This window comes from Polaromonas eurypsychrophila (assembly GCF_014641715.1).
In the GTDB taxonomy this organism is placed as follows: Bacteria; Pseudomonadota; Gammaproteobacteria; order Burkholderiales; family Burkholderiaceae_C; genus Polaromonas; species Polaromonas eurypsychrophila.
The window spans coordinates 31,772-57,753 of the sequence record NZ_BMIG01000004.1; the positions used below are offsets into that span (position 1 = coordinate 31,772).

At 62.2% G+C, this 25,982-nt stretch carries 25 protein-coding genes; 10 read left to right on the plus strand and 15 right to left on the minus strand.

The genetic code is table 11. From position 1 onward, the window contains the following. Positions 1 to 13: 13 nt before the first annotated feature. The 3 genes from IEX16_RS06760 to IEX16_RS06770 all read right to left on the minus strand — a co-directional run bounded on the left by IEX16_RS06760 (position 14) and on the right by IEX16_RS06770 (position 3,793). Positions 14 to 943 (minus strand): branched-chain amino acid ABC transporter permease, encoded by a 930-nt coding sequence (locus IEX16_RS06760; protein WP_188707600.1) that lies wholly within the window; start codon positions 941 to 943, stop codon positions 14 to 16. A 4-nt stretch (positions 944 to 947) separates the two neighbouring features. Next, positions 948 to 1,733 carry an ABC transporter ATP-binding protein gene (locus tag IEX16_RS06765; RefSeq protein WP_188707860.1) on the minus strand — a complete coding sequence of 262 codons (786 nt, stop codon included), beginning with the start codon at positions 1,731 to 1,733 and terminating at the stop codon, positions 948 to 950. A gap of 113 nt (positions 1,734 to 1,846) precedes the next feature. Then, the gene (locus tag IEX16_RS06770) at positions 1,847 to 3,793 is read right to left on the minus strand and encodes an AMP-dependent synthetase/ligase (RefSeq protein WP_188707601.1); all 1,947 of its coding nucleotides are present in this window, start codon (positions 3,791 to 3,793) and stop codon (positions 1,847 to 1,849) included. A gap of 165 nt (positions 3,794 to 3,958) precedes the next feature. Here IEX16_RS06770 and IEX16_RS06775 point away from each other — a divergent pair, with 165 nt between their 5' ends. The 8 genes from IEX16_RS06775 (at position 3,959) to htpG (ending at position 12,102) form a co-directional block, all read left to right on the plus strand. Beyond that, positions 3,959 to 4,684, plus strand: a complete 726-nt coding sequence (locus tag IEX16_RS06775; RefSeq protein ID WP_188707602.1) for a Crp/Fnr family transcriptional regulator — start codon at positions 3,959 to 3,961, stop codon at positions 4,682 to 4,684. Between the two features lie 46 nt (positions 4,685 to 4,730). Beyond that, positions 4,731 to 5,573 (plus strand): pseudouridine synthase, encoded by an 843-nt coding sequence (locus tag IEX16_RS06780; RefSeq protein WP_188707603.1) that lies wholly within the window; start codon positions 4,731 to 4,733, stop codon positions 5,571 to 5,573. A gap of 128 nt (positions 5,574 to 5,701) precedes the next feature. Beyond that, entirely contained in the window at positions 5,702 to 7,015 is a 1,314-nt protein-coding gene (locus tag IEX16_RS06785) for a PGAP1-like alpha/beta domain-containing protein (protein ID WP_188707604.1), read from the plus strand. A 90-nt stretch (positions 7,016 to 7,105) separates the two neighbouring features. After that, positions 7,106 to 7,486, plus strand: a complete 381-nt coding sequence (locus IEX16_RS06790; RefSeq protein ID WP_188707605.1) for a hypothetical protein — start codon at positions 7,106 to 7,108, stop codon at positions 7,484 to 7,486. Beyond that, a complete protein-coding gene (locus tag IEX16_RS06795; RefSeq protein WP_188707861.1) occupies positions 7,486 to 8,187 on the plus strand; it encodes a response regulator in 702 nt (233 codons plus the stop codon). Before IEX16_RS06790 ends, IEX16_RS06795 begins: the two co-directional genes overlap by 1 nt. After that, complete coding sequence (locus IEX16_RS06800; RefSeq protein ID WP_188707606.1) at positions 8,184 to 9,542, plus strand: ATP-binding protein; 1,359 nt, start codon at positions 8,184 to 8,186, stop codon at positions 9,540 to 9,542. Before IEX16_RS06795 ends, IEX16_RS06800 begins: the two co-directional genes overlap by 4 nt. Before the next feature lie 169 nt (positions 9,543 to 9,711). Further along, positions 9,712 to 10,026 carry a hypothetical protein gene (locus tag IEX16_RS06805; protein WP_188707607.1) on the plus strand — a complete coding sequence of 105 codons (315 nt, stop codon included), beginning with the start codon at positions 9,712 to 9,714 and terminating at the stop codon, positions 10,024 to 10,026. 195 nt (positions 10,027 to 10,221) lie between these two features. Further along, the gene (gene htpG / locus IEX16_RS06810; RefSeq protein ID WP_188707608.1) at positions 10,222 to 12,102 is read left to right on the plus strand and encodes a molecular chaperone HtpG; all 1,881 of its coding nucleotides are present in this window, start codon (positions 10,222 to 10,224) and stop codon (positions 12,100 to 12,102) included. A gap of 10 nt (positions 12,103 to 12,112) precedes the next feature. Here htpG and IEX16_RS06815 read toward each other — a convergent pair whose 3' ends face one another. Genes IEX16_RS06815 through IEX16_RS06825 form a run of 3 tightly spaced genes read right to left on the minus strand, consistent with a single transcriptional unit; the run spans position 12,113 to position 14,814 of the window. Then, entirely contained in the window at positions 12,113 to 12,820 is a 708-nt protein-coding gene (locus IEX16_RS06815) for a molybdate ABC transporter substrate-binding protein (RefSeq protein WP_188707609.1), read from the minus strand. Positions 12,821 to 12,834: 14 nt separating this feature from the next. Further along, positions 12,835 to 13,806: a tripartite tricarboxylate transporter substrate binding protein gene (locus tag IEX16_RS06820; RefSeq protein WP_188707610.1), complete on the minus strand. Its 972-nt coding sequence runs from the start codon at positions 13,804 to 13,806 to the stop codon at positions 12,835 to 12,837. A gap of 39 nt (positions 13,807 to 13,845) precedes the next feature. Continuing rightward, entirely contained in the window at positions 13,846 to 14,814 is a 969-nt protein-coding gene (locus tag IEX16_RS06825) for a tripartite tricarboxylate transporter substrate binding protein (protein WP_188707611.1), read from the minus strand. 165 nt (positions 14,815 to 14,979) lie between these two features. On the opposite strand from IEX16_RS06825, the gene IEX16_RS06830 reads away from it, so the two are divergent. Next, entirely contained in the window at positions 14,980 to 15,852 is an 873-nt protein-coding gene (locus IEX16_RS06830) for a fumarylacetoacetate hydrolase family protein (RefSeq protein ID WP_188707612.1), read from the plus strand. 89 nt (positions 15,853 to 15,941) lie between these two features. Here IEX16_RS06830 and IEX16_RS06835 read toward each other — a convergent pair whose 3' ends face one another. From IEX16_RS06835 to IEX16_RS06850, 4 genes are all read right to left on the minus strand, one after another. Further along, positions 15,942 to 17,006 carry a serine/threonine protein kinase gene (locus IEX16_RS06835; RefSeq protein WP_229676229.1) on the minus strand — a complete coding sequence of 355 codons (1,065 nt, stop codon included), beginning with the start codon at positions 17,004 to 17,006 and terminating at the stop codon, positions 15,942 to 15,944. Between the two features lie 112 nt (positions 17,007 to 17,118). Next, a complete protein-coding gene (locus tag IEX16_RS06840; protein WP_188707613.1) occupies positions 17,119 to 18,210 on the minus strand; it encodes a DUF2855 family protein in 1,092 nt (363 codons plus the stop codon). Between the two features lie 247 nt (positions 18,211 to 18,457). Next, positions 18,458 to 18,877, minus strand: coding sequence for an organic hydroperoxide resistance protein (locus tag IEX16_RS06845; RefSeq protein WP_188707614.1), 420 nt, complete (start codon positions 18,875 to 18,877; stop codon positions 18,458 to 18,460). Positions 18,878 to 18,938: 61 nt separating this feature from the next. Next, positions 18,939 to 19,379: a MarR family winged helix-turn-helix transcriptional regulator gene (locus IEX16_RS06850; RefSeq protein WP_188707615.1), complete on the minus strand. Its 441-nt coding sequence runs from the start codon at positions 19,377 to 19,379 to the stop codon at positions 18,939 to 18,941. A gap of 94 nt (positions 19,380 to 19,473) precedes the next feature. Between IEX16_RS06850 and IEX16_RS06855 the strand changes: the two genes are divergently transcribed. Continuing rightward, positions 19,474 to 20,397: a class I SAM-dependent methyltransferase gene (locus IEX16_RS06855; RefSeq protein ID WP_188707616.1), complete on the plus strand. Its 924-nt coding sequence runs from the start codon at positions 19,474 to 19,476 to the stop codon at positions 20,395 to 20,397. Between the two features lie 296 nt (positions 20,398 to 20,693). Here IEX16_RS06855 and ugpQ read toward each other — a convergent pair whose 3' ends face one another. From ugpQ to ugpB, 5 genes are all read right to left on the minus strand, one after another. After that, positions 20,694 to 21,434 carry a glycerophosphodiester phosphodiesterase gene (ugpQ, locus tag IEX16_RS06860; protein ID WP_188707617.1) on the minus strand — a complete coding sequence of 247 codons (741 nt, stop codon included), beginning with the start codon at positions 21,432 to 21,434 and terminating at the stop codon, positions 20,694 to 20,696. 91 nt (positions 21,435 to 21,525) lie between these two features. Beyond that, entirely contained in the window at positions 21,526 to 22,542 is a 1,017-nt protein-coding gene (locus tag IEX16_RS06865) for a sn-glycerol-3-phosphate import ATP-binding protein UgpC (RefSeq protein WP_188707618.1), read from the minus strand. A gap of 109 nt (positions 22,543 to 22,651) precedes the next feature. Then, positions 22,652 to 23,506 carry a sn-glycerol-3-phosphate ABC transporter permease UgpE gene (gene ugpE, locus IEX16_RS06870; RefSeq protein ID WP_188707619.1) on the minus strand — a complete coding sequence of 285 codons (855 nt, stop codon included), beginning with the start codon at positions 23,504 to 23,506 and terminating at the stop codon, positions 22,652 to 22,654. A 16-nt stretch (positions 23,507 to 23,522) separates the two neighbouring features. Then, the gene (gene ugpA, locus IEX16_RS06875; RefSeq protein ID WP_188707620.1) at positions 23,523 to 24,404 is read right to left on the minus strand and encodes a sn-glycerol-3-phosphate ABC transporter permease UgpA; all 882 of its coding nucleotides are present in this window, start codon (positions 24,402 to 24,404) and stop codon (positions 23,523 to 23,525) included. Between the two features lie 64 nt (positions 24,405 to 24,468). Next, positions 24,469 to 25,782, minus strand: a complete 1,314-nt coding sequence (gene ugpB / locus IEX16_RS06880) for a sn-glycerol-3-phosphate ABC transporter substrate-binding protein UgpB (RefSeq protein WP_188707621.1) — start codon at positions 25,780 to 25,782, stop codon at positions 24,469 to 24,471. Positions 25,783 to 25,982 lie beyond the last annotated feature (200 nt).

A 25,982-nucleotide genomic window follows, 5' to 3' on the forward strand; every position in this document is an offset into this window, starting at 1 on the left:
ACGAGTGAATGAGTCAAACGCGATCAATAATTTTTTCGCCAAACAGTCCCTGCGGACGAAACATCAAGAACACCAAAGCCAGTACGTAGGCGAACCAAATTTCTATACCGCCTCCCACGTAAGGACCGAGGAAAACTTCAGACAACTTTTCGCCCACTCCGATGATCAGTCCGCCGATGATGGCGCCGGGCACGGAGGTGAGGCCTCCAAGAATCACGACTGGCAGTGCGCGTAACGCGACGGTGGTCAGGGAAAACTGAACACCTAGCTTGCTGCCCCAAATCATTCCGGCAACCAGCGCCACGACGCCAGCCACGCACCATACGATGACCCAGATGCGGTTCAGCGGTATGCCTATGCTCTGCGCCGCCTGATGGTCGTCGGCGACTGCGCGCAAGGCCCGGCCGGTGGAGGTCTTCTGGAAAAACACGCTGAGAAGCGCTACCAGCACGGCGGCGATCAGCGCGGCATAAAGGTCTTCCTTGTTGATCAGCAGGCCGCCTGGAAACACCGAACCAAAGGCAAAAACGGGTTCTTTGGGCATGCCGATGTCGATCTTGTAGATCGCGCTGCCAAACAGCGTTTGCCCGAGGCCGTCGAGAAAGTAACCAATGCCCAGCGTAGCCATTAATAAGGTAGTGCCCTCCTGGTTGACCAGGTGCCGCAACACCAGCCATTCAATCAGCCAGGCCACCGCAAACATGACAAAAGCCGCCAGCACAAAAGCGATCAGATTCGCCAGCAACAGACTTTGGAAGCCCAGCCACTGGGGAATCCACTCGGCAAAGCGCGCCATGGCCAACGCGGCAAACAGCACCATCGCACCCTGCGCGAAATTGAACACGCCCGAGGCCTTGAAGATCAGTACAAAGCCTAGCGCGACCAGGGAATACAGCATCCCGGCCATCAGGCCACCTAAAAGGGTTTCCAGAAAAAATGCCATCAGCTTAATGCTCCACGCCGAGATAGGCTTTGATCACTTCGGGGTTGTTGCGCACTTCGTCAGGTGTGCCATCGCCGATTTTTTTGCCGTAGTCGAGAACCACGACGCGATCGGAAATGTCCATCACCACCCCCATGTCGTGCTCGATCAGAACCACGGTGGTGCCGAACTCATCGTTGACGTCGAGCACGAAGCGGCACATGTCCTGCTTTTCCTCGACATTCATGCCAGCCATTGGTTCGTCGAGCAGCAACACTTGTGGCTCCATGGCCAGGGCGCGGCCCAGGTCCACACGTTTTTGCAGGCCGTAGGGCAATTGCCCGACCGGTGTTTTCCGGTAGGCCTGGATTTCCAGAAAGTCGATGATTTTTTCAACCGCCTCCCGGTGCTGGAATTCTTCTTTTTGCGCTGGTCCGATGCGCAGCGCCTGCAGCAGCAGGTTGCTTTTGATCTTCAGGTTGCGGCCCGACATGATGTTGTCGAGAACGCTCATGCCCTTGAACAGCGCCAGGTTCTGGAAAGTGCGGGCCACACCCATGACCGCCACCTGGTGGCTGTTCATGTGTTTGAAGGTCTGACCGCGAAAGGTGATGCTGCCCTGCTGCGGCTGGTAGACCCCGTTGATGCAGTTGAGCATGGAGCTTTTGCCGGCACCGTTGGGGCCGATAATGGCGCGGATTTCATGCTCTTTCACATTGAAGGAAATGTCGGCCAGTGCCTTGACGCCGCCAAAACTCAGACTGATGTTGTGCACGTCGAGGATGACGTCGCCGATATTCTTGACCCCCACGCTTTTCACTTCGTGTAATTCGCTGCCCCCCGAGGGGGCCGCCCGCCTGTGGCCCGGCGAAGCCGGTTCCACGGCTTGAACTGGCATGGGAGGGATGTTTTTCAGTGGGGCGTTCATGCTGCTGCCTTCACCGGTGCAAAGGTCTGTGCATCGCTGATCTTCAGCGTGGCGCTGACGCTGCCGCTGCGACCGTCTTCAAACTTCACGACTGTCTCAATGAACTGTTCTGTCTTGCCGCTGTACAGCGCATCAACCAGCGGCTGGTATTTGTCGGCGATAAATCCGCGGCGCACCTTGTTGGTCCGGGTCAGCTCGCCATCGTCGGCGTCAAGTTCCTTGTGCAGCACCAGAAAGCGGCTGATCTGTGAGCCGGCCAGCAGCGTATCGACGCTCAGGTCGGCGTTGACTTTCTCCACGCACTCCTTGATGAGCTGGTAGATCTCGGGTTTTTGCGCCAGGTCGGTGTAGCCTGCGTAGGGCAGATTGCGCCGTTCAGCCCAGTTGCCGACGGCGTCGAAGTCGATGTTGAGCATCACGCAGACTTTCTCGCGGCCGTCGCCGTAGGCCACCACTTCCTTGATGTGCGGGAAGAACTTGAGTTTGTTTTCGACATACTTGGGCGCGAACATGGCGCCGTCATTGGCGCCACCCTTGATGCGGCCGACATCCTTGACGCGGTCGATGATCTTCAGGTGGCCACTGGCGTCCAGAAAACCCGCGTCGCTGGTGTGGTACCAGCCGTCGGCGGTCAGCACTTCGGCGGTGGCTTGCGGATTTTTGTAATAAGCCTTGAGCAGGCCGGCGGATTTGACCAGGATTTCTCCGTTGGCGTCCACTTTTATCTCGACCCCGCGGATCGGCACACCCACGGTGTCGGCGCGCGCCTGGTTGTCTGGCTGCAGGCAGACAAACACGGCGGTCTCGGTCGAACCGTAGAGCTGCTTGAGATTGACGCCAATCGAGCGGTAAAAGGTGAACAGGTCAGGGCCGATGGCCTCACCCGCTGTGTAGGCTACGCGTACGCGCGAAAACCCAAGGTTGTTGCGCAGCGGCCCGTAAGCCATGACCTGTCCCAGTGCGTACAGCAGCCGGTCGCCCGCGCCCACAGGCTGGCCGTCCATCAGGGCGGGGCCCACGCGTTTGGCAAGATTCATGAAGAAATGAAACATCCTGCGCTTGAGCAAGCCCGCGTCCTCCATGCGGATCGTCACGCTCGTCAGCAGGCCTTCAAAGACGCGCGGTGGCGCAAAATAATAGGTGGGGCCGACTTCCTTGAGGTCGATGGTGACGGTGCTGGCGTTTTCGGGGCAGTTCACCACGTAGCCGCAGGCAAGCCACTGGGCGTAGCTGAAGATGTTTTGGCCAATCCATGCGGGCGGCAGGTAAGCCAGCACTTCCTCGCTGCTGGTCAGCTTGTCGAACTCGGCGCCGGCCTGGGCACGGTCGAGCAGCGTGTTGTGCGTGTGCACCACGCCCTTGGGGTTGCCGGTGGTGCCGGAGGTAAAAAACATGGCGGCCACGTCGTCAGGCTGGGTTTTTTCGACCTCTGCCTTGAAAAACCCGGTCTGCGCATTTGAGAAGGTTTGTCCAGCGGCAATCAGCGCATCCAGCGCGACCAGCCCCGGTTCCTGGTAATTGCGCAGGCCGCGCGGGTCGTCAAAAATGATGTTTGCAAGCTGCGGGCACTGCTCTCGGATCTCCAGCAGCTTGTCGACTTGCTCCTGGTCCTCGACCATGGCAAACCGCACCTCGGCATTGGTGATCGGGAACACACATTCGGCGCCCACCGCGTCCTGATACAGCGGCACGGCAATTGCGCCCAGCGACTGCGCCGCCAGCATGGTGGCGTACAGGCGGGGCCGGTTGGCGCCTATCACCACCATGTGTTCGCCGCGCTGCAGCCCGGCCTGGTGCAGGCCGCAGGCAATGTGCTCCACCAGCGTGGCCATGGCCGCCCAGCTGTGCGCTTGCCAGATGCCATATTCCTTCTCGCGCATGGCGGGTGCGCCGGGGCACTCGGCAGCGTGCTTCAGGAGCAGTCGGGGAAAGGTGGTCAACATTCGGTAACTTGTCTCCAGCGTGATGCAGCGTCCGTGAGGGAAGCTGCTTCGAGTGATGAGGGCATCCTATGCCTGGGTTTGACGTTGAGTTGTCATTTGGACGACAATTTAGGGGACTCTCCTCCCCGGACTTTCCCGCATCCGGTTTTTCCTCAGCCATGGGCCATGAGCACTGAACTTCCCCTGCACAAACGCCGTCGCGTCCCCGATGCAGCCGAACAGGCGGGTATCCCCTGGCTCGGCTTGCTGCTGCCGTCCGAGCGCGCGCAGGCGGTCGCCGGGCTGATCGTTGGTGACGCGTTGCCAGGTGACTACGTCTGTCGCGTCGGCAAGCCGGTGACCTACTGGTTCGGCGTGGTCGAAGGCCTGCTCAAGATGAGCAGTGACAACGCGCAGGGCATGACCATGACCTTCACCGGCGTGCCGCCCGGCGGCTGGTTCGGCGAGGGCACGGCGCTCAAACGCGAGCCCTACCGCTACAACATCCAGGCGCTGCGTAAAAGTGTGGTGGCCGGCCTGCCGGTCGATACCTTCCACTGGCTGCTGGACCACTCGATCGGTTTCAACCGCTTTGTGATGAACCAGCTCAATGAACGCCTGGGCCAGTTCATCGCCGCGCGCGAGATCGACCGCATGAACAACCCCGACCTGCGCGTGGCGCGCAGCCTGGCGGCATTGTTCAACCCGGTGCTGTATCCGGGTGTGGGTGAAATTCTGCGTATCACGCAGCAGGAAATGGCCTATCTGGTCGGGCTGTCGCGCCAGCGCGTGAACGAAGCGCTGGCCAGCCTGCAGGCGCAGGGCACGATACGTATTGAATACGGCGGCTTGCGTGTGCTGGACCTGGCGGCGCTGCGCTCCAGCGCATTTGTTGGTAAAAATAGCGTCTAGCCCATGCCTGGCGCTACAAAGCCGCTATAAAATAGATAGTAAATCCATGCCAGACCAGCCTCCACATCCCCGTCCAAAACCGGCCGCCACACGCATCCGCGCCGCCGATTCGGCAGACGCCGCACCGTCCACCGGGAGCACCGTGCGCCTGAACAAACGCATGGCCGAACTTGGCCTGTGTTCGCGCCGCGAGGCCGACGACTGGATTGCGCGCGGCTGGGTCCGCGTCAACGGCGAGCCCGCCGTGATGGGCCAGCCGGTCGCGCTCAATGCGCGCATCGAGGTGGCGCGCGAGGCCGAGCAGCAGCAGCGCCAGCAGGTCACCATCCTGATCAACAAGCCGGTCGGTTATGTCAGCGGTCAGGCCGAAGACGGCCATGAGCCGGCCGTGGTGCTGGTACAGCCGCAAAACCGCTGGCGCGAGTGCAACAGCCGCATGCGCTGGGGCCACGAGCAGTTGCGCGGGCTGGCGCCGGCGGGCCGGCTGGACATCGACTCGATTGGCCTGCTGGTGCTGACGCAGGACGGCCGCGTGGCGCGCCACCTGATCGGCGCGGACTCCGAGGTGGAAAAGGAATACCTGGTGCGTGTCAGTTACGGCGCCGAGGCCGCCAATGTGCAGGGCGTGTTTCCGCCCGAGAAGCTGGCCCTGCTGTGCCATGGCCTGAGCCTGGACGGCGAGCCGCTGCGGCCAGCGCGTGTCGAGTGGCAAAACTCGGAGCAGCTGCGTTTTGTGCTGAAAGAAGGCAAAAAGCGCCAGATCCGCCGCATGTGCGAACAGGTCGGTCTGTTCGTGACCGGGCTCAAACGCGTGCGCATCGGCATGGTCAACCTCGGCCACCTGCCGGTGGGCCAGTGGCGCTACCTCGCACCGCACGAGCGTTTCTGAATCGGATTTGCTCCTGTTTCAGGAGCTGCTTGCGCCCGTCCCGTATGGGCTGGAGCCCGATTTGAACCTTAAACAATGGCCTCCGAGGCGCGCTGGACGTCCAGCATGCCTGCCCCGACAATGGCGGTATGCCCACTTCTGAACCGCCGCGTCTCCGGCTTCCTCCCCTGGCTGACTTGCGCCACCACTTGCACCTGTCCGACATCCAGGGCCTGACGCAGTTGGCCACGCGCGGCACGCTGGGCGTCACCGGGCTGGCCGAAAAAGTGCAGGGCAATGTCTACAAGGCGGTGGCCGCTCCTTTTGGCGCAGCCGGTCAGAAGTTTGTGGATAGCGCAGTCGGTGCTTCAGGAGTCAGGCCGACGGGTATCACCGGCCTGGTTTACGGCAGCATCCGGGGCGTGACGCGGCTGGCCGGTGGTACGGTGGATGCGGTGTTGTCGCGCGTGGCGTCGCGTGTCGCGCCGCAGGCCTCGTCACCGCAGCGCGAAGCCATGCTGTCGGCGCTCAATGGTGTGTTGGGAGACCAGTTGCGGGACACCGCCAACCCGCTGGCTATCGCCATGAGTTTGCGCCACGACGGCCTGTCCTTGCCGCTGGACCGGGCCGCGCTGGCACAGCGCTTGCCGGGCGCGACTGGCAAGATCTTGGTGCTGGTTCATGGCCTGTGCATGAACGATCTGCAGTGGCGCGCCGACAACTCCGCCGCAGCGCACGAGCACGGCGAGCAACTGGCACGGGCGTTGGGTTACACCCCGGTCTACCTGCACTACAACACCGGCCTGCATATCAGCGGCAACGGAGGGCATTTCGCCGCGCTGCTGGAGCAGTTGCTGCAGGCCTGGCCGCAGCCGGTGGAAGAGCTGAGCTTGCTGACCCACAGCATGGGCGGGCTGGTGGCGCGCGCGGCTTGCCACAGCGCGGCTGCCACGGGCCTGTTGTGGCGGGCGCGGCTCAAAAACCTGGTGTTTCTGGGGACGCCGCACCACGGCGCGCCGCTGGAAAAACTCGGCAACTGGGTGGACACCGCACTTGCCAGCAACCCGGTCACACGTCCTTTTGCGGCAATTGGTCAAGTGCGCAGCGCAGGCATCACCGACCTGCGTTACGGCCATGTGTTGCCCGGTGATACCCAGGATACGGACCGGTTTACTGCAGCGCCCGACCGGCGCCAGCCCTTGCCGCTGCCGGACGGGGTGGCCTGTTTTGCGGTGGCAGCCACGCTGGGCGGGGTTTCCCCAAAAGCAGGCGACAGTGCGCTGCTGGGTGAATGGCTGGGCGACGGCCTGGTGCCGCTGCCCAGCGCGCTGGGCCAGCATGCCGAGCCGGTACGTAGCTTGAGCTTCGGTCCCGGCCGGCAATGGGTCGCGCTGAAAACCGGTCACATCGCCCTGATGCACAGCCCACAGGTGTGCGCCCAGTTGTTGCGCTGGCTGGCCTGAGTGCTGGGGCGGTGAGTCTGCGTCAACCCTAATCCGGGGCTAATTCAGGCCGGTGAAGATACCGTTTCAACTCTTTTATTGCGTCAAGCCATGGACACCTTTTCTGAACATGTGGCACGAGCCATTCTTTTTGCCGCCGCTGTGATCGCGCTGTTTGTGCTGCAGGTGCTTCCGTCAGCCGATGGCGTGCTGCTGCTTCACCATCAGGTCCTGATTGCCTTGCTGGGTGTGGCCTTGCTGGGTGCGGCGCTGTTTCGGCCGATTCGGCCGGCCGTGGTTGCGGTCGGTTTGCTCAGCCAAGCGGGTTTTGTTGCCAGTGCGCTGGCCATGCCTGGTTTCAGCGCCACGACCGTCCTGTATTTGAACCTGGCCGGGCTGGCTGCCTTGCTGCTGGTCGGATTTTTGCTGCTGCGCTCGGCCAGGCAACAGGCGCGTTGGGAAGGTCTGTCGGCGCCGCAAAGGGGGACATGATGCGGGTGCTGCTGGTGGAAGACGACGACATGATAGGCCGCAGCCTGCAGCAGGCGCTGGAGACCAACGGATGGTCGGTGGACTGGGTGCGCGACGGCCTGCTGGCCCAGAGCGCACTGGCCGACGGCAACTATGCCTGCATGCTGCTGGATCTGGGTTTGCCCAAGCGCGACGGCGTCGAGGTGTTGCGCCAGGCCCGTGCGCGCGGTGACGCCACGCCGGTGTTGATGCTCACCGCGCGTGACGGCGTTGAAGACCGCATCGGCGGACTGGACGTGGGGGCCGATGACTACCTGGTCAAGCCCTATGAATTCCGCGAGCTGCTGGCGCGCATGCGCGCGGTGATCCGGCGCCGCGACGGCAGCGCCCATTCGGTGATTGGCAACGACGTGGTCAAACTGGACCTGACCACGCGCGAGGTGCTGGTCAACGGCGAGCCTTCGGCGCTGTCCGCGCGCGAATATGCGCTGCTTCACGCTTTGCTTGAGCGGCCGGGCGCCATCCTGTCGCGCGACCAGCTTGAAAACCGCATTTACGGCTGGGGCGAAGAAGTCATGAGCAATGCCGTGGACGTGCTGATCCACGGCATGCGCAAGAAGCTCGGCGCCGACGTGATCCGCAATGTGCGCGGCCTGGGTTGGCGCATCACCGCCACGGCGCCTGTAGGCACACCTGCATCTTCCACCGGAGACGGCACATGATGATTCACGTTTTTCCTGCGGGCCGCCTGTGCTCGCTGCGCCGCGCGCTGCTGCTGTGGCTGCTGCCGGTTTTCCTGGGAGTAGGCGCAGCATCGGCAGGTTTTGCCTACTGGAGCTACAACCGGATGGTCAGCACCTTCATGGACAACCAGATGGAACTGCTCGCCGAGTCCATGGTTGTGCAGAAGCAGGACCTGGCCCTGGCGCCGCTGACACGGGAGGGCGTGCACAAATGGGGCAGCTATGTGGTGCAGGTCTTTGATGCGGACGGCAGCCCGCGCTCGAATTCATGGGCCGAGTTGCCCGCGCGCCTGCAGGAAGGCAGCGGCTTGCAGGATGTCAGCGCGGGCGGCACGCCCTGGCGCGTGTACACCACCGCAGCCAGCGAGGCCTCGGGTGCGCGCCGCGTTCAGGTGCTGCAAAGCGGGGATTTTCGCCGCCATCTGGCCGCCGAGCGCGCAGGGCTTGCCATCGCCCCCGTGATCATCCTGCTGCCGCTGTCGGTTTTTATCCTCTGGTGTGTGGCCGCCATGATGTCACGCGCCATCGGCGACATTGCGCGGCAGGCCGCAGCGCAGGACGAACACAGCATTGCCGAGCTGCCGCTGGACCGTGTGCCCAAAGAAATTGCGCCGCTGGTCATCTCATTTAACAGCCTGCTGACGCGGCTGCGCGATGCTTTTGCCACGCAGCGCCGTTTTGTTCAGGATGCCGCGCATGAACTGCGCACACCGATCACGGCGGTGAGCCTGCAACTTGAGAACCTGCGCGGTGACTTCGCGCCCGGCGCACCAGCGCAGCGCTTTGCCCAGCTTGAAGCCGGCGTTCAGCGCGCCCAGCGGCTGGTGGACCAGTTGCTGCGGCTGTCGCGCCAAGAGGCGGTGGGTGCTGAAGCTGCGCCGCGCCCGGTCAATGTGAACGAGGTTCTGCGTGAAAGCATCAATGCACTGATCACGCTGGCCGACCAGCGGGGCATTGATCTGGGCCTGGAAGCATCGGGCGGACCCATAGATGCCGCAATGTTGACCTGCGTCAGTGGGGACTTGCGCAGTGTGGTCGACAACATGATTGAAAACGCCTTGCGTTATTCGCCCGAAGGTGGGGTGGTTGATGTGCGCGTGATGCGCACCCAGGGCAAACTCGCCATCGAAGTCGCCGACACTGGCGCAGGCATCCCCCAGGAGCTGCTCGGCCGCGTTTTCGACCGCTTTTTCCGCGTGCCTGGAACGGATGTGCGCGGCAGCGGGCTGGGGCTGGCAATTGCGCAATCGGCGGCGCAGCGTTGCGGCATGCGCATCACGCTGCGCAACCGCGACGATCGCAGCGGGCTGATTGCGCGCGTCGAAACGCTGTGAGCGTCATGCTCATTGTCAGCTAAGACTTCGCTCATGATCGGCTAATTTGAGCCACTTAAAGTTGAGTCATCGGTGAGCCGCGACACATAAACGACTCAGCGAGGCTGGACAGACGGGATGCCCGCCCTGCCCGGAAATGTTTATCAACTTTAGAAAAGGATTCTCAATCATGAACACGAAATTTATCGCCTCCGCCCTGTTCGCTGCCGCCAGCTTCGCTTCTGTCAGTGCCTTTGCAGCCGGCGCCGATGGTGGCGTTGACACGCCCTCCTTCAATACCGTCAGCGCCACTTCGCGTGCCGCTGTTCATGCTGACGCGCTGGCCACACGTGTCGGCCCCGTCACTGCCAGCTCCCAGGTCGATGGTGGACGCGTCCTGGCTGCCACACCCGCAGCCAGCGAGCGTAACCGAGCTGATGTGCGTGCCGAGGCTGTGCAAGCACGTATGCAGAGCGCCTTCAGTTTCGCCCCCGGCCGCGCTTAAATGGCTTAAGCGCCTGCGCTGCCCGGCAGCGTGACGCGAAAACCCGCCCAGGGCAGCCTGGGCGGGTTTTTTCATGGCGGGGCGGAGTCGGGGCCACGCCGCTGACCCGCGATAATCGGTGCTTGAAATATCCGCCCCCGCCCTCAGTTCCTAAAGCGGCCGTTTTTTCCTTTCTTCATTTCAAGAACAATCACCATGAGCAAGCAAACCCTTTCCTTTCAGGCGGAAGTCGCCCAGCTATTGAAGCTGGTCACCCACTCCCTGTATTCCAACCCCGATATCTTCCTGCGCGAACTGGTCTCCAACGCTTCCGACGCCTGCGACAAGCTGCGTTTTGAGGGCCTGAACAGTCCGGAACTGTACGAAGATACGCCTGACCTCGATGTGCGCGTGAGCTTTGACAAGGCCGCCAAAACCATCACCATCACCGACAAGGGAATCGGCCTGACGCAGCAGGACGCGGTGGAGCATCTGGGCACGATTGCCAAAAGCGGCACACGTGACTTCATGTCCAAACTCTCGGGCGACCAGAAAAACGATGCGCAGCTGATCGGCCAGTTCGGCGTCGGTTTTTATTCGGGCTTCATTGTTGCCGACAAGATCACCGTCGAAAGCCGCCGCGCGGGGCTGACGCTTGCCGAAGGCGTGCGCTGGAGCAGCGCCGGCACCGGCGACTTCGAGGTCGAGACGATGGAGCGCGCCGAGCGCGGCACCAGCGTCATCCTGCACCTCAAGGACGATGCCGCCGAGTACCTGAACACCTGGAAGCTCAAAAGCATCATCAGCAAATACTCCGACCACATCTCCCTGCCCATCCTGATGAAGAAGGAGGCGTGGAAAGAAGGTGAGAATGATCAGCCCGGCGAGATGGCCACCACCGACGAGTGGGAAACCGTGAACCAGGCCGCTGCACTGTGGACACGCGCCAAGAAGGACATCACGCCCGAACAGTACGATGAGTTCTACAAGCAGATCAGCTACGACAGCCAGCCACCCCTGGCCAGCACCCACAACCGTGTCGAAGGATCGACCGAATACACGCAGCTGCTCTATATCCCGGCCAAGGCGCCCATGGACTTGTTCAATCGCGACAAGGCCGCTGGTATCAAGCTCTACGTCAAGCGCGTTTTCATCATGGACGACGCCCAGGCCTTGCTGCCCACCTACCTGCGTTTTGTCAAAGGTGTGGTCGATTCGTCGGACCTGCCGCTCAATGTGTCGCGCGAGTTGCTGCAGGAAAGCCGCGCGGTCAAGGCGATTCGTGAAGGTTGCACCAAGCGCATCTTGTCCATGATCGAGGACCTGGCCGCCAACGAGCCGGAAAAATTTTCGGCCTTCTATGCCGAGTTCGGCGCGGTGCTGAAAGAAGGCCTGGGCGAAGATTTTGCCAACCGCGAGCGTCTAGCCAAACTGCTGCGTTTTGCCAGTTCGACCACCGACACCACCAGCGTGGGTTTTGCCGACTACAAGGCGCGCATGAAAGAAGGGCAGGACGCGATTTATTACATCACTGCCGACACCCAGGCGGCCGGCAAGAACAGCCCGCAGCTCGAGATCTTCCGCAAAAAGGGCATCGAAGTGCTGCTCATGACCGACCGGGTTGATGAATGGGCGCTGAACTACCTGCACGAGTTTGACGGCACGCCGCTGCAGTCGGTGGCCAAGGGCGCTGTGGACCTCGGCAAGCTGCAGGACGAGGACGAAAAGAAGGCCGCCGAAGAAGCGCAAACCCAGTTCAAGCCCATGTTGGACCGGCTGAAGGAAACACTCAAGGACAAGGCGACCGACGTGCGCGCCACCACGCGTCTGGTCGATTCACCGGCCTGTCTGGTGGTGCAGGACGGCGACATGTCCACGCAGCTGGCGCGCATGCTCAAGCAGGCCGGCCAGGCCGCACCCGAGGTCAAGCCGATTCTGGAGATCAATGCCCAGCACCCGTTGGTGAAAAAGCTCGAAGGCAGCGAACATTTCGACGACCTGGCCCACATCCTGTTTGACCAGGCCCTGCTGGCCGAGGGCGGTTTGCCGGACGACCCGGCTGCTTATGTGAAGCGGGTCAACGCCTTGCTGCTGTAAGGCCCGAGCCTCACTCCGGAAGCGGCTCGAAGCCGCCGGCGCTGCGAAGCCCGGCGGCTTCTTCGCTGGTGAGCAGTGCTATCAGTGCGGCAGCGGCACGCGGCTGCTCTGCGCGGCTGCTGACCGCAGCGGTGTAAACCGTCGCCAGCTCAAACTCCGTCGGCAGGCTGGCGGCCAGTTGCACCCCCGGTGCAAAGATGATTTCGGTGGCCTGGGTGCAGCCGATGGCCTTGGGCTCGCTGGATTGCGCCAACGCATGCATCGCAGCCGCGCCGTTGGGGTGCGGGTGCAGCCGCCCGGCCATTTCGGTATCGACGCCGAGCAGGTGCATCACCTTCATGAAATGAATGCCGGCCGTGGCTTTTTCCGGGTCGGGAAAATAAATGGCGCCGGCCGCCAGCAGGGCCTGCCTGAGCTCTGCCACCGTTGCCAGCGGCGGGATGGGCGCGCCGTCTTTCAGGGCGATGCCGGTCTTGACCAGGCCCAGCGGGCGCGCGCTGCCCGATGCCACATCGCAGCTTTCAGTCAGTTGCGTGATCAGCGCGCTGGTCAGGATGACGACGTCGCACGGTGCGCCGGCGAGCAACTGGTCCTTCATTTTGCCGACGGCGTCGAACTGGCCTTCAATGGCCATGCCGGTCTGTTCAGCAAAACGGTCCTGCACGGCGGTGACCAGGCCTTTGGCGGCGCCGCCGCTGAGCAAATGAAGAGATGTCATGGGTTTTGGAACTTTCAGTCGGCCTTGATGCCAGCGGTCTTGATGACGCGTGACCATTTGGCGATGTCATCACGTGCGTATTTGTCAAAGGCTTCAGGCGTCATCACCATCGGCGTGGCGCCCTGTTTGGACCAAAGTTGTTTCACCTCGGGCTGGCTGGCTATTTTTGACACGGCTTCATTGAGCTTGTCGACCACGGCCTTTGGCGTGCCGCGCGGTGCCATCAGGCCCAGCCAGATGGTCGCTTCGTAGCCGGGCACGCCGGCTTCGTTCACTGTGGGTACGTCGGGCAGCACGTCGGAGCGGGCGCGGCCCGTGGTCGCCAGCGCCTTGACCTTGCCGGCCTTGATCTGTTCAGCCATGGTAGTGACGGCGTCGAACATCACATCGACCTGCCCGCCGATGACGTCGGTGCGCGCGCCCGAGCTGCCGCGGTAGGGAATGTGCACCAGGTAGACGCCGGCCATGCTCTTGAACAGCTCGCCGGCCATGTGATAGGGCGTGCCCGGGCCAGACGAGGCGTAGTTGAATTTGCCGGGTTTGGCCTTGGCCTGCTGCAGCAGCTCCTTGAGGTTGTTGGCCGGCAGCCCCGGATGCGCCACCAGCACCAGGTCTGAATAGTTGACGGGCGCCACGGCCACAAAGTCGCGCATCAGCTGGAAGGGCTTGGTCGGAATCAGTGTTTCGTTGACGGTGTGCGTGTTCGACATCATCAAAAGGGTGTAGCCGTCGGGCGCCGATTTGGCCGCCATGTCGGTGCCTATGATGGAACCGCCCCCCGGCCGGTTGTCCACCACAAAGGACTGGCCCAGCGTATCCTGCAGGCGTTGCGCGATGAAACGTGCGTAATTGTCGGCCGGGCCGCCTGCGGCAAAAGGCACGATGATTTTGACCGGCTTGGCCGGATACACCTGCGCAACGGCAGGCACGCTCAACGCCGAGGCGGCCATCACCAGCCCCAGCGCGATCACATGTTTGAAACCCATGACTGTCTCCAATGAACCGGGCCCGCAGGCTCCGATTTTTTATTCTACTTTTCCGATGCGTTTGACGACCTCTATCATGCGCCGCGAATCGGCCTGCACGTATTTTTCAAAATCAGGCGAGTCCTGGTACAGCACCGGACTGCCCGCGTTGAGGATGACTTCCCTGACCTTGGCGTCCTGGGCAGCGGCTTTGGCGGCGGCGCGCAGCCGTTGCGCCACCGGCTCGGGCGTGTCGCGCGGAATGAACAGACCCGACCACTGGGCGTATTCGGCGATGTAGCCGGCGTCTTTCAGGCTCGGAGCATCGGGCAGGGCGCCGAGTTGGGTGGTGCCCCAATGGCCCAGCACCCGGATCTTGCCGGCCTTGACATGCTGCAGCACGGTGGCGGGGCCCGAGGACACTGCATCAATCTGCCCGCCCAGCAGCGCCACCACGGCCGGACCTGCGCCGGTGAAGGGCACATGCGTCATCTTGATGCCGGCGTTTTGCGACAGGATTTCCATAGGCACGTGCATGGTGCCGTAGTTGCCCGAGGAGCCGTAGTTGATGGCGCCGGGGCGCTTCTTCGCGTCCTCGACAAAATCCTTCACGGTTTTCCATGGCGAATCGGCGCGCACGGCCAGCACGGTCGGATCGGCGGTGAAACGCGCAATCGGACGCAGGTCGTTCAGCGCAAACATGGGCGCGCGCCCCAATACGGCATCAGCCTCGGGAATCACTGTCAGTGAGGAAAGCGCCAGCACCACGGTGTAGCCATCGGGCTTGGCCTTGGCGGTCAGGCCCATGCCGATACCGCCGCCGGCGCCAGCCTTGTTCTCGATCACCACGGGCTGGCCCAGCTCGCGCGACATGGCCTCGGCCACCGGGCGCGCCACCAGGTCGGCCAGGCCGCCCGGCGGAAAGGGCACGATCATGGTGATGGCTCGGGTCGGCCAGGCGTTTTGCGCGGCTACCAGAGTGGCACTGGACAGCAGCAAACTGGCGAGCAGGACGGATCTGCGTTTCATGGTTGTGTCTCCTTGTCGTTGGTGGGGTGTAGGGGGGGGCAAGTCAATGTGTTTGCCTATGGTTTGCATGCTAACATCGACTTGAATTTTCGGGGTCATCGCAATCCCTAATCCATCACTGCTGCCCATGCGACCAGCCGGGCATCGAGACATGAAAGCCGACGCATGAAAATTGTTGCCTTCCGCCAAAACAGCCAGCCCGGAGTGGGCCTGGTGTCCCCTGATCTCCAGAGTGTGCAACCTTTCGATCTATCCCAAGCGCAGCGCGAACTGGGTGCCTTGCCGGTGATCGAGATGCTGGCGCGCGGCGAGGCTTTGCCGGCCCTGCTGGCGACGGTCGCTCTCGGCGACGTGCAAATCATCGCGCCCATTCCCAAACCACGTCGCAACATTTTCTGCGTCGGCAAGAATTACTTCGCACATGCGCGCGAGTTCGCCGGCAGCGGTTTTGACAGTAGCGCCAAGGCCGGTGAAGACATTCCCGCAGACCCGATTTATTTCACCAAGGTGCCCGAGTCGGTGGTCGGCCCCGGCGCCGCCATCGAGATGCCCGTAGCATCGGACGCCATCGACTACGAAGCCGAGCTGACGGTCATCATCGGACGCGGCGGCAAAGGCATCGCGGCCAAAGACGCGATGGCCCATGTCTGGGGTTACACCATCATCAACGACGTTACCGCGCGCGACTGGCAGAGCCGCCACAAGCAGTGGCTGCTGGGCAAGTCCTTTGATACTTTCTGTCCGATGGGCCCGTGGCTGGTCAGCGCCGACGAATGTGACGGCACCAAAACAAGCGTGCGTTGTTACGTCAACGGCGAAGAGCGCCAGAACGCCTCCACCACCGACCTGATCTTCGACATCCCGAAATTGATAGAAACCCTGTCGGCCGGCATCACCCTTTACCCCGGCGACATCATCGCCACTGGCACACCGGTTGGTGTCGGCATCGGCTTCAAGCCGCCCAAATACCTGAAGTCCGGCGATGTGGTGCGGGTCGAGATCGATGGCATCGGCACGCTGGAAAATCCGGTTAAGTAGCCTGCTCCCACGTTCGTGCACCCTGCGGAACTTGCTCTCCCGTAGTGCCTGATTTTCCTTGAGGCGGCCCGGCGGAAAATTTGCGAAGCTCAGGCGACCAGCGGCGCTTCCTGCATGGCTTCGGTTTGCTCTTCCAGCATGTCGACCTGGCCTTTCCAGTAGTCGCTGGAACCGAACCACGGAAAGTTGATCGGGAAGATCGGGTCGTGCCAGCGCTGAGCCAGCCAGGCGCTGTAATGCACCAGCCGCAGGGTGCGCAGAGGCTCTATCAGGGCCAGCTCGCTTCTGGGGAATTCGCGGAACTCCTCGTAACCGTCCACCAGCGCGCCCAGTTGTTGCAGGCACTGCGCGCGTTCGCCCGACAGCAGCATCCACAAATCCTGCACCGCCGGGCCGCTGCGCGCGTCGTCAAGATCGACAAAATGCGGACCCGCACCTTCGACGCCTTCCGGGGTCCACAGGATGTTGCCCGGATGACAGTCGCCGTGCAGGCGCAAGGTGCGGATGTCGCCGACGCTTTCAAACACCGCTTGTGCCACATCCATGGCTTTCTCGAAAGCCTTGAGCCAGCGCGACGCCATGTCCAGTGGGAGATAGTTGCCGGCCAGCAGCAGTTCCCGGCTGGCGTGGCCGAAGGTTTGCAGGTCAAGTGCCGGCCGGTGCTGGAAGGGCTGTGCGCCACCGACGGTGTGAATGCGCGCGAGAAAGCGGCCTATCCATTCGAGCACGCTGAAATCCTCGAGTTCGGGCCGGCGGCCGCCGCGGCGTGGCGAGACACTGAAGCTGAAACCGTTAAAGTGGTGCAAGGTGCGACCGTTGATGACCAGCGCGCCGACCACCGGAATTTCGGCGGCCATCAGTTCGGCCGCAAAGCGATGTTCTTCAACAATCTGCAGGTCGCTCCAGCGTCCCGGCCGGTAAAACTTGACGACCACGATGTCGCTGGCGGTTGCGCCAACCCCTGCCGGCGTTTCGAGGTGAACCTGGTAGACCCGGTTTTCATAACTCGACAGCGCCATCAGGCGGCCGTCGCCGAGTAGGCCCACGCTGGCCAACGCATCGAGCACCACGTCAGGTGTGAGCTTTTCGTAGGCGTGTAGCGCCTGGGGCGGCATGGCGGTCGGGGGCAGGTCGGTCAGAGGCTCGTCAATCATGCCCTGATTGTCGTTGTTTCCGCCTACGGCCTTGTTGATAAAAAGAATATGCCTCCTGCCCATATCTGGCAAGCGCAAGCAGCTATAAAAATCATAGCTGCTCCGGTTGCTGTCAGAACGCCAGGATGTGCCCGGTTCGCGGGTCGCCCTGGCCGCCTAGCACCTGCTGGTAAGCAGCAGCCACGGCGGGCTCGCCCTGGTGTTGCTGCAAAAGCAGCCAGGGCCTTGGCCCTTGGCTGACGCGCGAACTGAAGGCCTGCCAGGCCTGCACCAAACGCTGGCCCAGCCCCTCTTTGCCCCAGTCCGTGCTGCGCTTCTTGATTTGAGCAGGCGCAAAAAACAGGGTGGCGCGCGGGCCGGGCAGGTCCTTGCCACCGCCGAGTTCTGTGACGTGGGTTCCGCCAATTGCGCAGCTGTATTTCAGGTTGGCAAAGCGGCTGTGGATGGCGTGGCGAAGTTTTGCGTTGCCGGCGAAGTCGATATAGATGCAGGCGCGCTCAAAGGCGATTTTCTCAAGCTGGTTGTAGGTCAGCACCCGGCTGTAGCAACCCAGGCTTTCGCAGAAGGCCACATTGCCCGGCGAGGTCAGGCCGATGACTTCTATGCCAGGCCGCTGCGCCAGCTGGAAGGCGGTGCCATACGCGGTCTTGCTCGACGCGCTGGACAGCAGCATGGCGCCACCGGACGCGCCGAAAAAATCGTTGTCCGCCAGGAAGTCGTCGATCAGGAAGGAGGTGATGAACAGCGGCCGCAGCAGCGCCTGGATCGCTTCGGTCGATGCCGTGTAGAAGGGATCGGTGTTGCAGCGCAGGTACTGGTTGTACACCGGGTGCAATTCGCGCCGGTGCGCTGCGCCGTCGTAAAAGCCGCTGCTGTCCAGGCGCGCCGGGCTCAGCACGGCTTCGGACGCCATCGGGAAGTAGCCGTAGATTTTTTCACCGGTGGCGACGCCTGGGTGCAGCGACTGCAGCACCGTGCCGAAGCCCCAGACCGGGATGCTGCCCCAGCCCTCTTCCCCGGTGGGGAAAAATTGCCAATAGTTCATCGTGTCGCCAAAGGCGGCGTAGGTGATGTTGTTGGACGTCAGCGCGAAGGAATCGACGTGAATACGAACCTGGCCGTCGGCCAGCCCGGTGGTTTCGGCGGTGTGCAGACGGGTTTCGGCAAGCTGGTTTTTGCGGACGAGGAGGGTGGTGGTGCTCATTAAATAACCTTCGCCTTGCAGGCTGCGGTGGTTGCCTTGGGAACGGCCCGGCGGCTCAAGCCTGCAACATAAGCGAAAAAGCCCGCCGGCTCAACACCGGCGGGCCGCTTTGGCGACAGCTTTCACAAGAAGGGCGCTTTACACGAAGTGAAAGCGTGTGAGCGATGCGCGCCGTGAAGGGCCACCCCGAGCAAGCACGGCCCCCTCGGGGGGCAGCTCAGTACGCGAAGCGACAAGCGTGGGGGCTTTACTTCAGCGTAATGGTCACGTCGATGTTGCCGCGGGTCGCGTTGGAATAAGGGCAGACCTGGTGCGCAGCGTCCACCAGTTCCTGCGCAGCCGCGCGGTCCATGCCCGGCAGCGACACGTCGAGGCGGGCAGCGATGCCGTAGCCGGCGGGGATCTTGCCGAGGTCGACGCTGGCGTCGATGCTCAGGCCTTCAGGCAGGGTGATTTTTTTCATGCCGGCAACGGCTTTAATCGCGCCGATGAAACAGGCCGAGTAACCGGCGGCAAACAGTTGTTCGGGGTTGGTGCCGGTGCCGGCGGTGCCGGGCGAGCTCAGTGTGACGTCCAGCTTGCCATCGTCGCTTTTGGACTTGCCGTCGCGGCCGCCAGTGGTGTGGGCTTTGGCGGTGTACAGAACTTTGTCGAGTTGGGTGGTCATGGTGATTTCCTTTGAGAAGTGCTTCGAGATGAAGCGGGTTGAAAAGCGGGGGAGAAAATTGTCAGGCGACCAGCCGCTGACGCAGGGCCTGCACTTGCTGGGTCAGCGCCATCAGTTCGGGCACGGGGCACTGCGCAGCAGTCAGGATGCAATCGGGGATTTTTGCAGCTTTGGTCTTGAGCTTGCGGCCGGCGGCGGTCAGGGTGATGTGGACACGGCGCTCGTCTTCGACAGCGCGTATGCGCGAGATCAGGCCCGAAGCCTCCAGGCGTTTGAGCAGCGGCGTCAGCGTGCCGGAATCGAGGTAAAGGCGCTCGCCGATCTCGGACACCATTGGGCCGTCCTGCTCCCACAGCACCAGCATGGCCAGGTACTGCGGATAGGTCAGGCCCAGTTCGTCAAGCAGCGGCTTGTACAGCTTGGTCATGGCCAGTGAGGTGGAGTACAGCGCAAAACAGAGCTGGTTGTCCAGCTTCAGCATGGCATCGGTTTTATTTGGCATGACCTAATTGTAACTCACACAATTAAATTGTGTGCAATGTAAATAATTGCCCTTCGCCGTTGCGTGAATGGCGCCGGCGCTAGACTTCAGGCTCATGCCCAAAAACAGCACCCCTCGCGGCGGCCAGCCTGCGCGCCCCACATTCTCCCCGGGCCAGCCCCCGCAAGTGATCGAGGAGCTCCGACCGGGCCAGTCGATAGCCCTGCTCAAGGAGCTGCACATCCTGACGCGCGAGGGCAAACTCAACCAGGACACGCGGCGCAAGCTCAAGCAGGTCTACCATCTGTACCAGTTCATCGCGCCCTTGCTGGAGGAAGTCTCCGAGGGCGGAAAGACCTTCACGCTGGCCGACCATGGCGCCGGCAAGTCTTACCTCGGCTTCATCCTGTACGACCTGTTTTTCAACGTGGCGCATGCAGGCGACAAGCCGGCAGGAATTATTTACGGCATCGAAACCCGTGCCGAGCTTGTGGACAAGTCGCGCGAGTTGGCGCAGCGCTTGGGCTTTGCCCACATGGCGTTCCTGAATCTGTCGGTGCAACAGGCCACAGCCTCGGCGGAGTTGCCGGCGCAGGTGGACATCGTCACCGCGCTGCATGCCTGCGACACCGCCACTGACGACGCAATAAGCTTTGGCTTGGCCAAGCAGGCGCGCCACATGGTGCTGGTACCTTGCTGCCAGGCCGAGGTGGCGGGCGTGCTGCGCAAAAACAAGGCGCTGAGCCTGTCGAAAACCCCGCTGGCCGAACTCTGGCGGCACCCGCTGCACACGCGCGAGTTCGGCAGCCAGATCACCAATGTGCTGCGCTGCCTGCAGCTCGAAGCCAACGGCTACCAGGTGACGGTGACCGAGCTGGTGGGCTGGGAGCATTCGATGAAAAACGAACTCATCATTGCCAGCCGGCCGGCCACGTCCAGCGCCGCAAAGACGCGGCAGGCACAGGTGCGGCTGGGGGAGGTGCTCGGCGAGTTGAACCTGGGAGAATTGAGGTCGCGGTTTGAAGTGGCGGAGTCTTAGCCGGACTTCAAGCCGCAACGGTTTGCAGCTTAGGGCCTGTTCACACTATTTATGCAAGATGCGTTGCGAGTCAAAAAGGTCATGCGCGAGGCGCAAAACGCAGCCGAGCTGGCGCCCGGCAAGGCTCTGCAACACTGCGCATGGCCTTTTTGGCCGCAACCCGAAGGGAACGGGGTGAAAACAGCGCCACTCGGCGTTGCACTCCTAACCCATACACCCGGTCTGGGTGTCGTCGCGCGCCTTGATTGGCGCTGTTTTCACCACGTTCGCACTTGTATAAATAGTGTGAACAGGCCCTAGTCGGCAACCGGCGAAAAAAGGTCAATCCGGTCTGTGATGATGCCGTCCGTACCCAGGTTCAGCAGGCGCCGGACCGCCCAGTCGTCATTGACCGTGTAGCTCAAGGTCCGAAACCCCGCGCTTTTGGCCTGCAGCACAGTGGAGCTGTCCCAGAGCGCGTGATTGCATACCAGCGCTGTGCAATCGAGGGTCAGCGCTGTTTCCAGCCAACCCATCCACAGGCTGTCGAGCAGCAGCCCACGCGGTAGCTGCGGCTGCGCCGCCCTGGCAGCTTCCAGTGCCTCGGGTTGAAACGAAGTCAACAGCGGGGGCACAGCGTTGGCCTCCCAGAGCCGCGCGGCAGCGTCGGCCACGGCGGTGCCGGTTTGGGCTTCCAGGCCCGGGGTGGGTTTGATCTCGATGTTCAGGAAATAGCCGTTGTGCCGGCAGTAACGCGCGACATTTTCCAGGCTGGCCAGCGGTTCACCGGCATAGCCGCGTGAATGCCAGCTTCCGGCATCCAGCTGCGACAGCAGGCTCCATGGCTGCTCGCCACCCGTGCCATAGCCGCTGGTCGTCCGGTCGAGGGTGGCGTCGTGCATCAAAAAGGGCACGCCGTCTGCGCTGAGCTTCACATCACACTCGAACATGCAAAAGCCGTGGGCGGCGCCCACGCGAAAAGCCGCCAGCGTGTTCTCCGGGGCGAGCTTGCCGGCACCGCGGTGGGCGATCCAGCGCGGGTAGGGCCATTCCTTCATTTGAAAAGAGCCGTGCGCCGCGCAGGGCCGCCCCAAGCAAGCACAGCCCCCTCGGGGGGCAGCGCAGTACGCGAAGCGACAAGCGTGGGGGCTAACATCTCCTTCCGCTTTCGGCGTCAAACCAATGCAAGCGGTCCGCCCGCGGCGCAACGTGGATGGTTGCGCCGATCCCGGGTGTGGCCTGGCTTTCATCGGTTCGGACAATCAGGAATTCGTCGCCGAAACGGCAATACACCAGGCGCTCGGCGCCCAGCATTTCCAGCGTTTCCACCTGAACGGCCCAGCCGCTGGCGCCGATCTGCAGGTGTTCGGGGCGGATGCCGAGAATGGTGCCGGGCTTTCCGCCGAAGTCGGCATTGGGCGCATGGTTGAGCAGGTTCATCGGTGGCGAACCCATGAAACTGGCGACAAAGGTCGTGGCAGGGCGGTTGTACACCTCTTCCGGCGTGCCGAACTGCTCCATGCGGCCGGCATTCATGACGATCATGCGCTGCGCCAGCGTCATGGCCTCGACCTGGTCGTGCGTGACGAACAGCGAGGTGATGCCAAGCTCGCGGTGCAGCTTCTGGATTTCGAGGCGGGTCTGCACGCGCAGCTTGGCGTCTAGGTTGGACAGCGGCTCGTCGAACAAAAAAACCTGCGGCTGGCGCACGATGGCGCGGCCCATAGCGACGCGCTGGCGCTGGCCGCCAGAGAGCTGGCGCGGCTTGCGGTCCAGCAGGTGGCCGAGCTCCAGGATCCCGGCGGCCTTGTCAACGCGCTGCTTGATCTCGGCGATCGGCATCTTCCTGATCTTCAGGCCGTAGGCCATGTTGTCAAACACGCTCATGTGCGGGTACAGCGCATAGTTCTGAAACACCATCGCGATGTCGCGTTCGGCCGGTTCCAGCTCGTTAACCACACGCCCGCCGATGGAGATCTCGCCGCCGGAAATTTCTTCCAGACCAGCGACCATCCGCAGCAGGGTGGACTTGCCGCAGCCTGAGGGCCCGACGATGACGACAAACTCGCGGTCGGCGATGTCGGCGCTCACGCCGTGGATCACCTGCAGCTCCTGCTTGCCCTTGCCGTACTTCTTGACGACGTTGTTGAGTTGGATTGAAGCCATTGAGACAACCTACGTTGGATTTAATTCAAGCGGACGCCGCGGAACCGGCTTTGCCGGGCCGCTGGCGGCGCCCCCTGGGAGGAGGCGCCGAAGGCGCTTCGGGGGAGGGTCATTTCTCGGTATCCACAAGACCCTTGACGAACCATTTCTGCATCAGGATGACAACAATCGCCGGCGGCAGCATGGCCAGGATGGCCGTGGCCATGACGACGTTCCACTCGACGTAGACCTCGCCGAAGATCAGGCGTTTGATACCCATCACGATGGGGTACATGCGTTCGTCGGTGGTCACCAGCAATGGCCACAGGTATTGGTTCCAGCCATAAATGAACTGGATCACGAACAGCGCCGCCATCGAAGTTTTGGACAGGGGCAGCAGCACGTCCTTGAAAAATCGCATCGGGCCGGCACCGTCCATGCGCGCAGCCTCGACGAGTTCGTCAGGCACCGTGAGGAAAAACTGGCGGAACAGGAAGGTGGCCGTCGCTGAAGCGATCAGCGGAACCGTCAGACCCTGCATGGTGTTGAGCATGCCGAGGCTGGCCACCACTTCGTAGGTTGGCCCGATACGCACCTCCACCGGCAGCATCAACGTGACAAATACCATCCAGAACACCAGGTTCTTGGCGGGAAAGCGGAAGTAGACAATCGCAAAGGCCGACAGCAGCGAAATGGCGATCTTGCCGATGGCGATGATCAGTGCGCTGGCCAGGCTGATCAGCATCATCGGCCCGGCCGCGCCTATGCTCGCGCCGGCTTCTGTCTTGCCGCCGAACAGGGCTAGCCGATAGCTCTCGATGAAGTTGTTGCCCGGCATCAGCGAGATCGGGTTGCTGGTCATGATCTGCGTGGCGGTCTGCGTCGAACCGATGAAAGTGACGTAGATCGGAAAGAACACCACGATCACACCGATGATGAGGATGAGGTGCGAGAAGAAATCGAGGATGGGATTGCGCTGGATCATGGCGGGACTCGGGACATCAGTAGTTCACCTTCTTCTCGACGAACTTGAACTGCACCACGGTCAGCGCGATCACGATCACCATCAGCACCACCGACTGGGCGGCCGAGCCGTTGATGTCCATGGCCTTGAAGCCGTCGTAGTAGACCTTGTAGACGAGGATCGATGTGTCCTTGCCCGGACCGCCGTTGGTGGCTGCGTCCACGATGGCAAAGGTCTCGAAGAAGGCATATACGACGTTGATTACCAGTAGGAAGAAGGTGGTCGGCGACAGCAGCGGCCACACGATGGTCCAGAAGCGCCGCCAAGGGCTGGCGCCGTCAATGGTGGCGGCTTCGATCAGCGATTGCGGAATTGATTGCAGCCCTGCCAGGAAGAACAGGAAGTTGTACGAGATGTGTTTCCAGATGGCCGCCATGACGATCAGCGCCATGGCATGGTTGCCGTTGAGCACGTGGTCCCAGTTGAAACCCATCTCGATCAGCGCGTAACGGATCACGCCGTAGGGGGAGGCGAACATCATCAACCACAACACACCGGCAACCACCGGGGCCACCGCATAAGGCCAGATCAGCAGCGTTTTATAGATGCCGGCGGCACGCACCACGCGGTTGGCCATCACGGCCAGCAGCAGCGAAATGGCCAGGCCGCCCACGGCGACCAGCGCGGAGAAGACCGCTGTGATCTTGAACGATTCCAGGTAGCCGGGGTCGGCGAAAAGGCGGCGGAAGTTGTCCAGGCCGACGAATTCCCGGGTCGATCCGAAGGCGTCTTCCTGCAGCACACTCTGGTACAGCGCCTGGCCGGCCGGCCAGAAAAAGAAAACCAGAATGATCGCCATTTGCGGCGCAATAAGCACCCACGGCAGCCAGGTCGACTTGAAAAGAACTCGTTTTTCCATGGAGGCTCATTGACGAACAAGGCCCGCTAGGGGCCTTGTTTCTTTTTTGGAGGATCGCAGAAGTTTACGACTTATTCGCCTTCTGGAAGCGTTCCAGTTGCTCGTTGCCGCGCTTGACTGCGTTGTCCAGCGCTTCCTTCGGCTGCTTGCTGCCTTGCCACACGCCTTCGAGTTCCTCGTCGATGATGGTGCGAATTTGCACGAAGTTGCCCAGGCGCACGCCGCGCGATTTGTCGGTGGTCTTGCGGATCATCTGGTTGACGGATACATCGGCACCGGGGTTTTGCTTGTAGAAGCCGGATTTTTCGGTCAGATCGAACGAGGCCTTGGTCACCGGCAGATAGCCTGTGCGCTGGTGGCTGGCGGCTGCAACTTCAGGCTTGGACAGGTGGTTCAGGAACGCGGCCACAGCCTTGTATTCCTCGGGCTTCTTGCCTGACATCACCCAGATGCTGGCGCCACCGATCACGGTGTTCTGCGGTGCGCCCTCGACGTCGGGGTAGTAGGGCAGGGTGCCGGTGCCGTAGCCGAACTTGCCATTGCGCTTGACACTGCCAGCCAAGGCCGACGAGCCGGTGGCCATGGCGCACTCGCCTGAAACAAAGGTGGCATCCGCCTTGTTCTCACGGCCCTTGTAGACGAACAGACCGGTCTTGGCCATGTTGGCCAGATTTTCGATGTGGCGCACGTGCAGCGGGCTGTTGAAGGTCAGGCGTGTATCTGTGCCGCCGAAGCCGTTGTTCTTGGTCGCGTACAGCACGTTGTGCCAAGCCGAGAAGCTTTCCAGCTGGGTCCAGCTGATCCAGGCGGTGGTGAACGGGCACTTGTGGCCGGAAGCCTTGAGCTTGGCGGCCACCAGCGCAACTTCGGGCCAGGTGGTCGGCGGTTTCTCGGGGTCCAGACCGGCGGCCTTGAAGGCGTCCTTGTTGTAATGAAAGACTGGCGTGGAGCTGTTGAAGGGGTAGCTCAGCATCTGGCCATTGGGGGCCGTGTAGTAGCCAGCGACCGCCGGCACATAAACGCTGGGGTCGAATTTCAGGCCGGCGTCGGTCATCACCTTGGCCACAGGCACGGTGGCACCCTTGGCGGCCATCATGGTTGCGGTGCCCACCTCGAACACCTGGATCATGTGCGGCGCGTTGCCGGCGCGGTAGGCGGCAACACCAGCGGTCATCGACTCGGCGTAGCTGCCCTTGAAGGTCGGCGTGACCTTGTAATCCTTCTGGCTGGCGTTGAAGTCCTTGGCCAGGTCATTGACCCATTCGCCGAGGGCCCCGCCCATGGAGTGCCACCACTGGACTTCGGTTTGGGCATGGCTGGCGACGGGCGCAACAAGTGCGCAGGCCGCCAGAGTGATAGCGGTCAAGCTTTTTTTCATTACAACTCCTGGATGGAACGATGGTTCGAACAATAAACCACCTAGTCTAAAAACGATTTATGACAGTTCAATTTAAGCGAGTCGCCGCCGCGCCCACAAGCGGGTTTCCACGAAGAGGTGCGGGCGGACTTCGGTAAATGTTGCGCTGCGGTAACATAGGAACAACGCGCCGGACCGGGCCTCACAGGTCCTTTCGCACC

Bases quoted from the DNA above. Each gene is read 5' to 3' on its own strand.
- IEX16_RS06760 (WP_188707600.1), bottom strand. From the start codon at position 943: ATGGCATTTTTTCTGGAAACCCTTTTAGGTGGCCTGATGGCCGGGATG.
- IEX16_RS06770 (WP_188707601.1), bottom strand. From the start codon at position 3,793: ATGTTGACCACCTTTCCCCGACTGCTCCTGAAGCACGCTGCCGAGTGC.
- IEX16_RS06775 (WP_188707602.1), top strand. From the start codon at position 3,959: ATGAGCACTGAACTTCCCCTGCACAAACGCCGTCGCGTCCCCGATGCA.
- IEX16_RS06780 (WP_188707603.1), top strand. From the start codon at position 4,731: ATGCCAGACCAGCCTCCACATCCCCGTCCAAAACCGGCCGCCACACGC.
- IEX16_RS06785 (WP_188707604.1), top strand. From the start codon at position 5,702: ATGCCCACTTCTGAACCGCCGCGTCTCCGGCTTCCTCCCCTGGCTGAC.
- IEX16_RS06790 (WP_188707605.1), top strand. From the start codon at position 7,106: ATGGACACCTTTTCTGAACATGTGGCACGAGCCATTCTTTTTGCCGCC.
- IEX16_RS06795 (WP_188707861.1), top strand. From the start codon at position 7,486: ATGCGGGTGCTGCTGGTGGAAGACGACGACATGATAGGCCGCAGCCTG.
- IEX16_RS06800 (WP_188707606.1), top strand. From the start codon at position 8,184: ATGATGATTCACGTTTTTCCTGCGGGCCGCCTGTGCTCGCTGCGCCGC.
- IEX16_RS06805 (WP_188707607.1), top strand. From the start codon at position 9,712: ATGAACACGAAATTTATCGCCTCCGCCCTGTTCGCTGCCGCCAGCTTC.
- htpG (WP_188707608.1), top strand. From the start codon at position 10,222: ATGAGCAAGCAAACCCTTTCCTTTCAGGCGGAAGTCGCCCAGCTATTG.
- IEX16_RS06815 (WP_188707609.1), bottom strand. From the start codon at position 12,820: ATGACATCTCTTCATTTGCTCAGCGGCGGCGCCGCCAAAGGCCTGGTC.
- IEX16_RS06820 (WP_188707610.1), bottom strand. From the start codon at position 13,806: ATGGGTTTCAAACATGTGATCGCGCTGGGGCTGGTGATGGCCGCCTCG.
- IEX16_RS06825 (WP_188707611.1), bottom strand. From the start codon at position 14,814: ATGAAACGCAGATCCGTCCTGCTCGCCAGTTTGCTGCTGTCCAGTGCC.
- IEX16_RS06830 (WP_188707612.1), top strand. From the start codon at position 14,980: ATGAAAATTGTTGCCTTCCGCCAAAACAGCCAGCCCGGAGTGGGCCTG.
- IEX16_RS06835 (WP_229676229.1), bottom strand. From the start codon at position 17,006: ATGATTGACGAGCCTCTGACCGACCTGCCCCCGACCGCCATGCCGCCC.
- IEX16_RS06840 (WP_188707613.1), bottom strand. From the start codon at position 18,210: ATGAGCACCACCACCCTCCTCGTCCGCAAAAACCAGCTTGCCGAAACC.
- IEX16_RS06845 (WP_188707614.1), bottom strand. From the start codon at position 18,877: ATGACCACCCAACTCGACAAAGTTCTGTACACCGCCAAAGCCCACACC.
- IEX16_RS06850 (WP_188707615.1), bottom strand. From the start codon at position 19,379: ATGCCAAATAAAACCGATGCCATGCTGAAGCTGGACAACCAGCTCTGT.
- IEX16_RS06855 (WP_188707616.1), top strand. From the start codon at position 19,474: ATGCCCAAAAACAGCACCCCTCGCGGCGGCCAGCCTGCGCGCCCCACA.
- ugpQ (WP_188707617.1), bottom strand. From the start codon at position 21,434: ATGAAGGAATGGCCCTACCCGCGCTGGATCGCCCACCGCGGTGCCGGC.
- IEX16_RS06865 (WP_188707618.1), bottom strand. From the start codon at position 22,542: ATGGCTTCAATCCAACTCAACAACGTCGTCAAGAAGTACGGCAAGGGC.
- ugpE (WP_188707619.1), bottom strand. From the start codon at position 23,506: ATGATCCAGCGCAATCCCATCCTCGATTTCTTCTCGCACCTCATCCTC.
- ugpA (WP_188707620.1), bottom strand. From the start codon at position 24,404: ATGGAAAAACGAGTTCTTTTCAAGTCGACCTGGCTGCCGTGGGTGCTT.
- ugpB (WP_188707621.1), bottom strand. From the start codon at position 25,782: ATGAAAAAAAGCTTGACCGCTATCACTCTGGCGGCCTGCGCACTTGTT.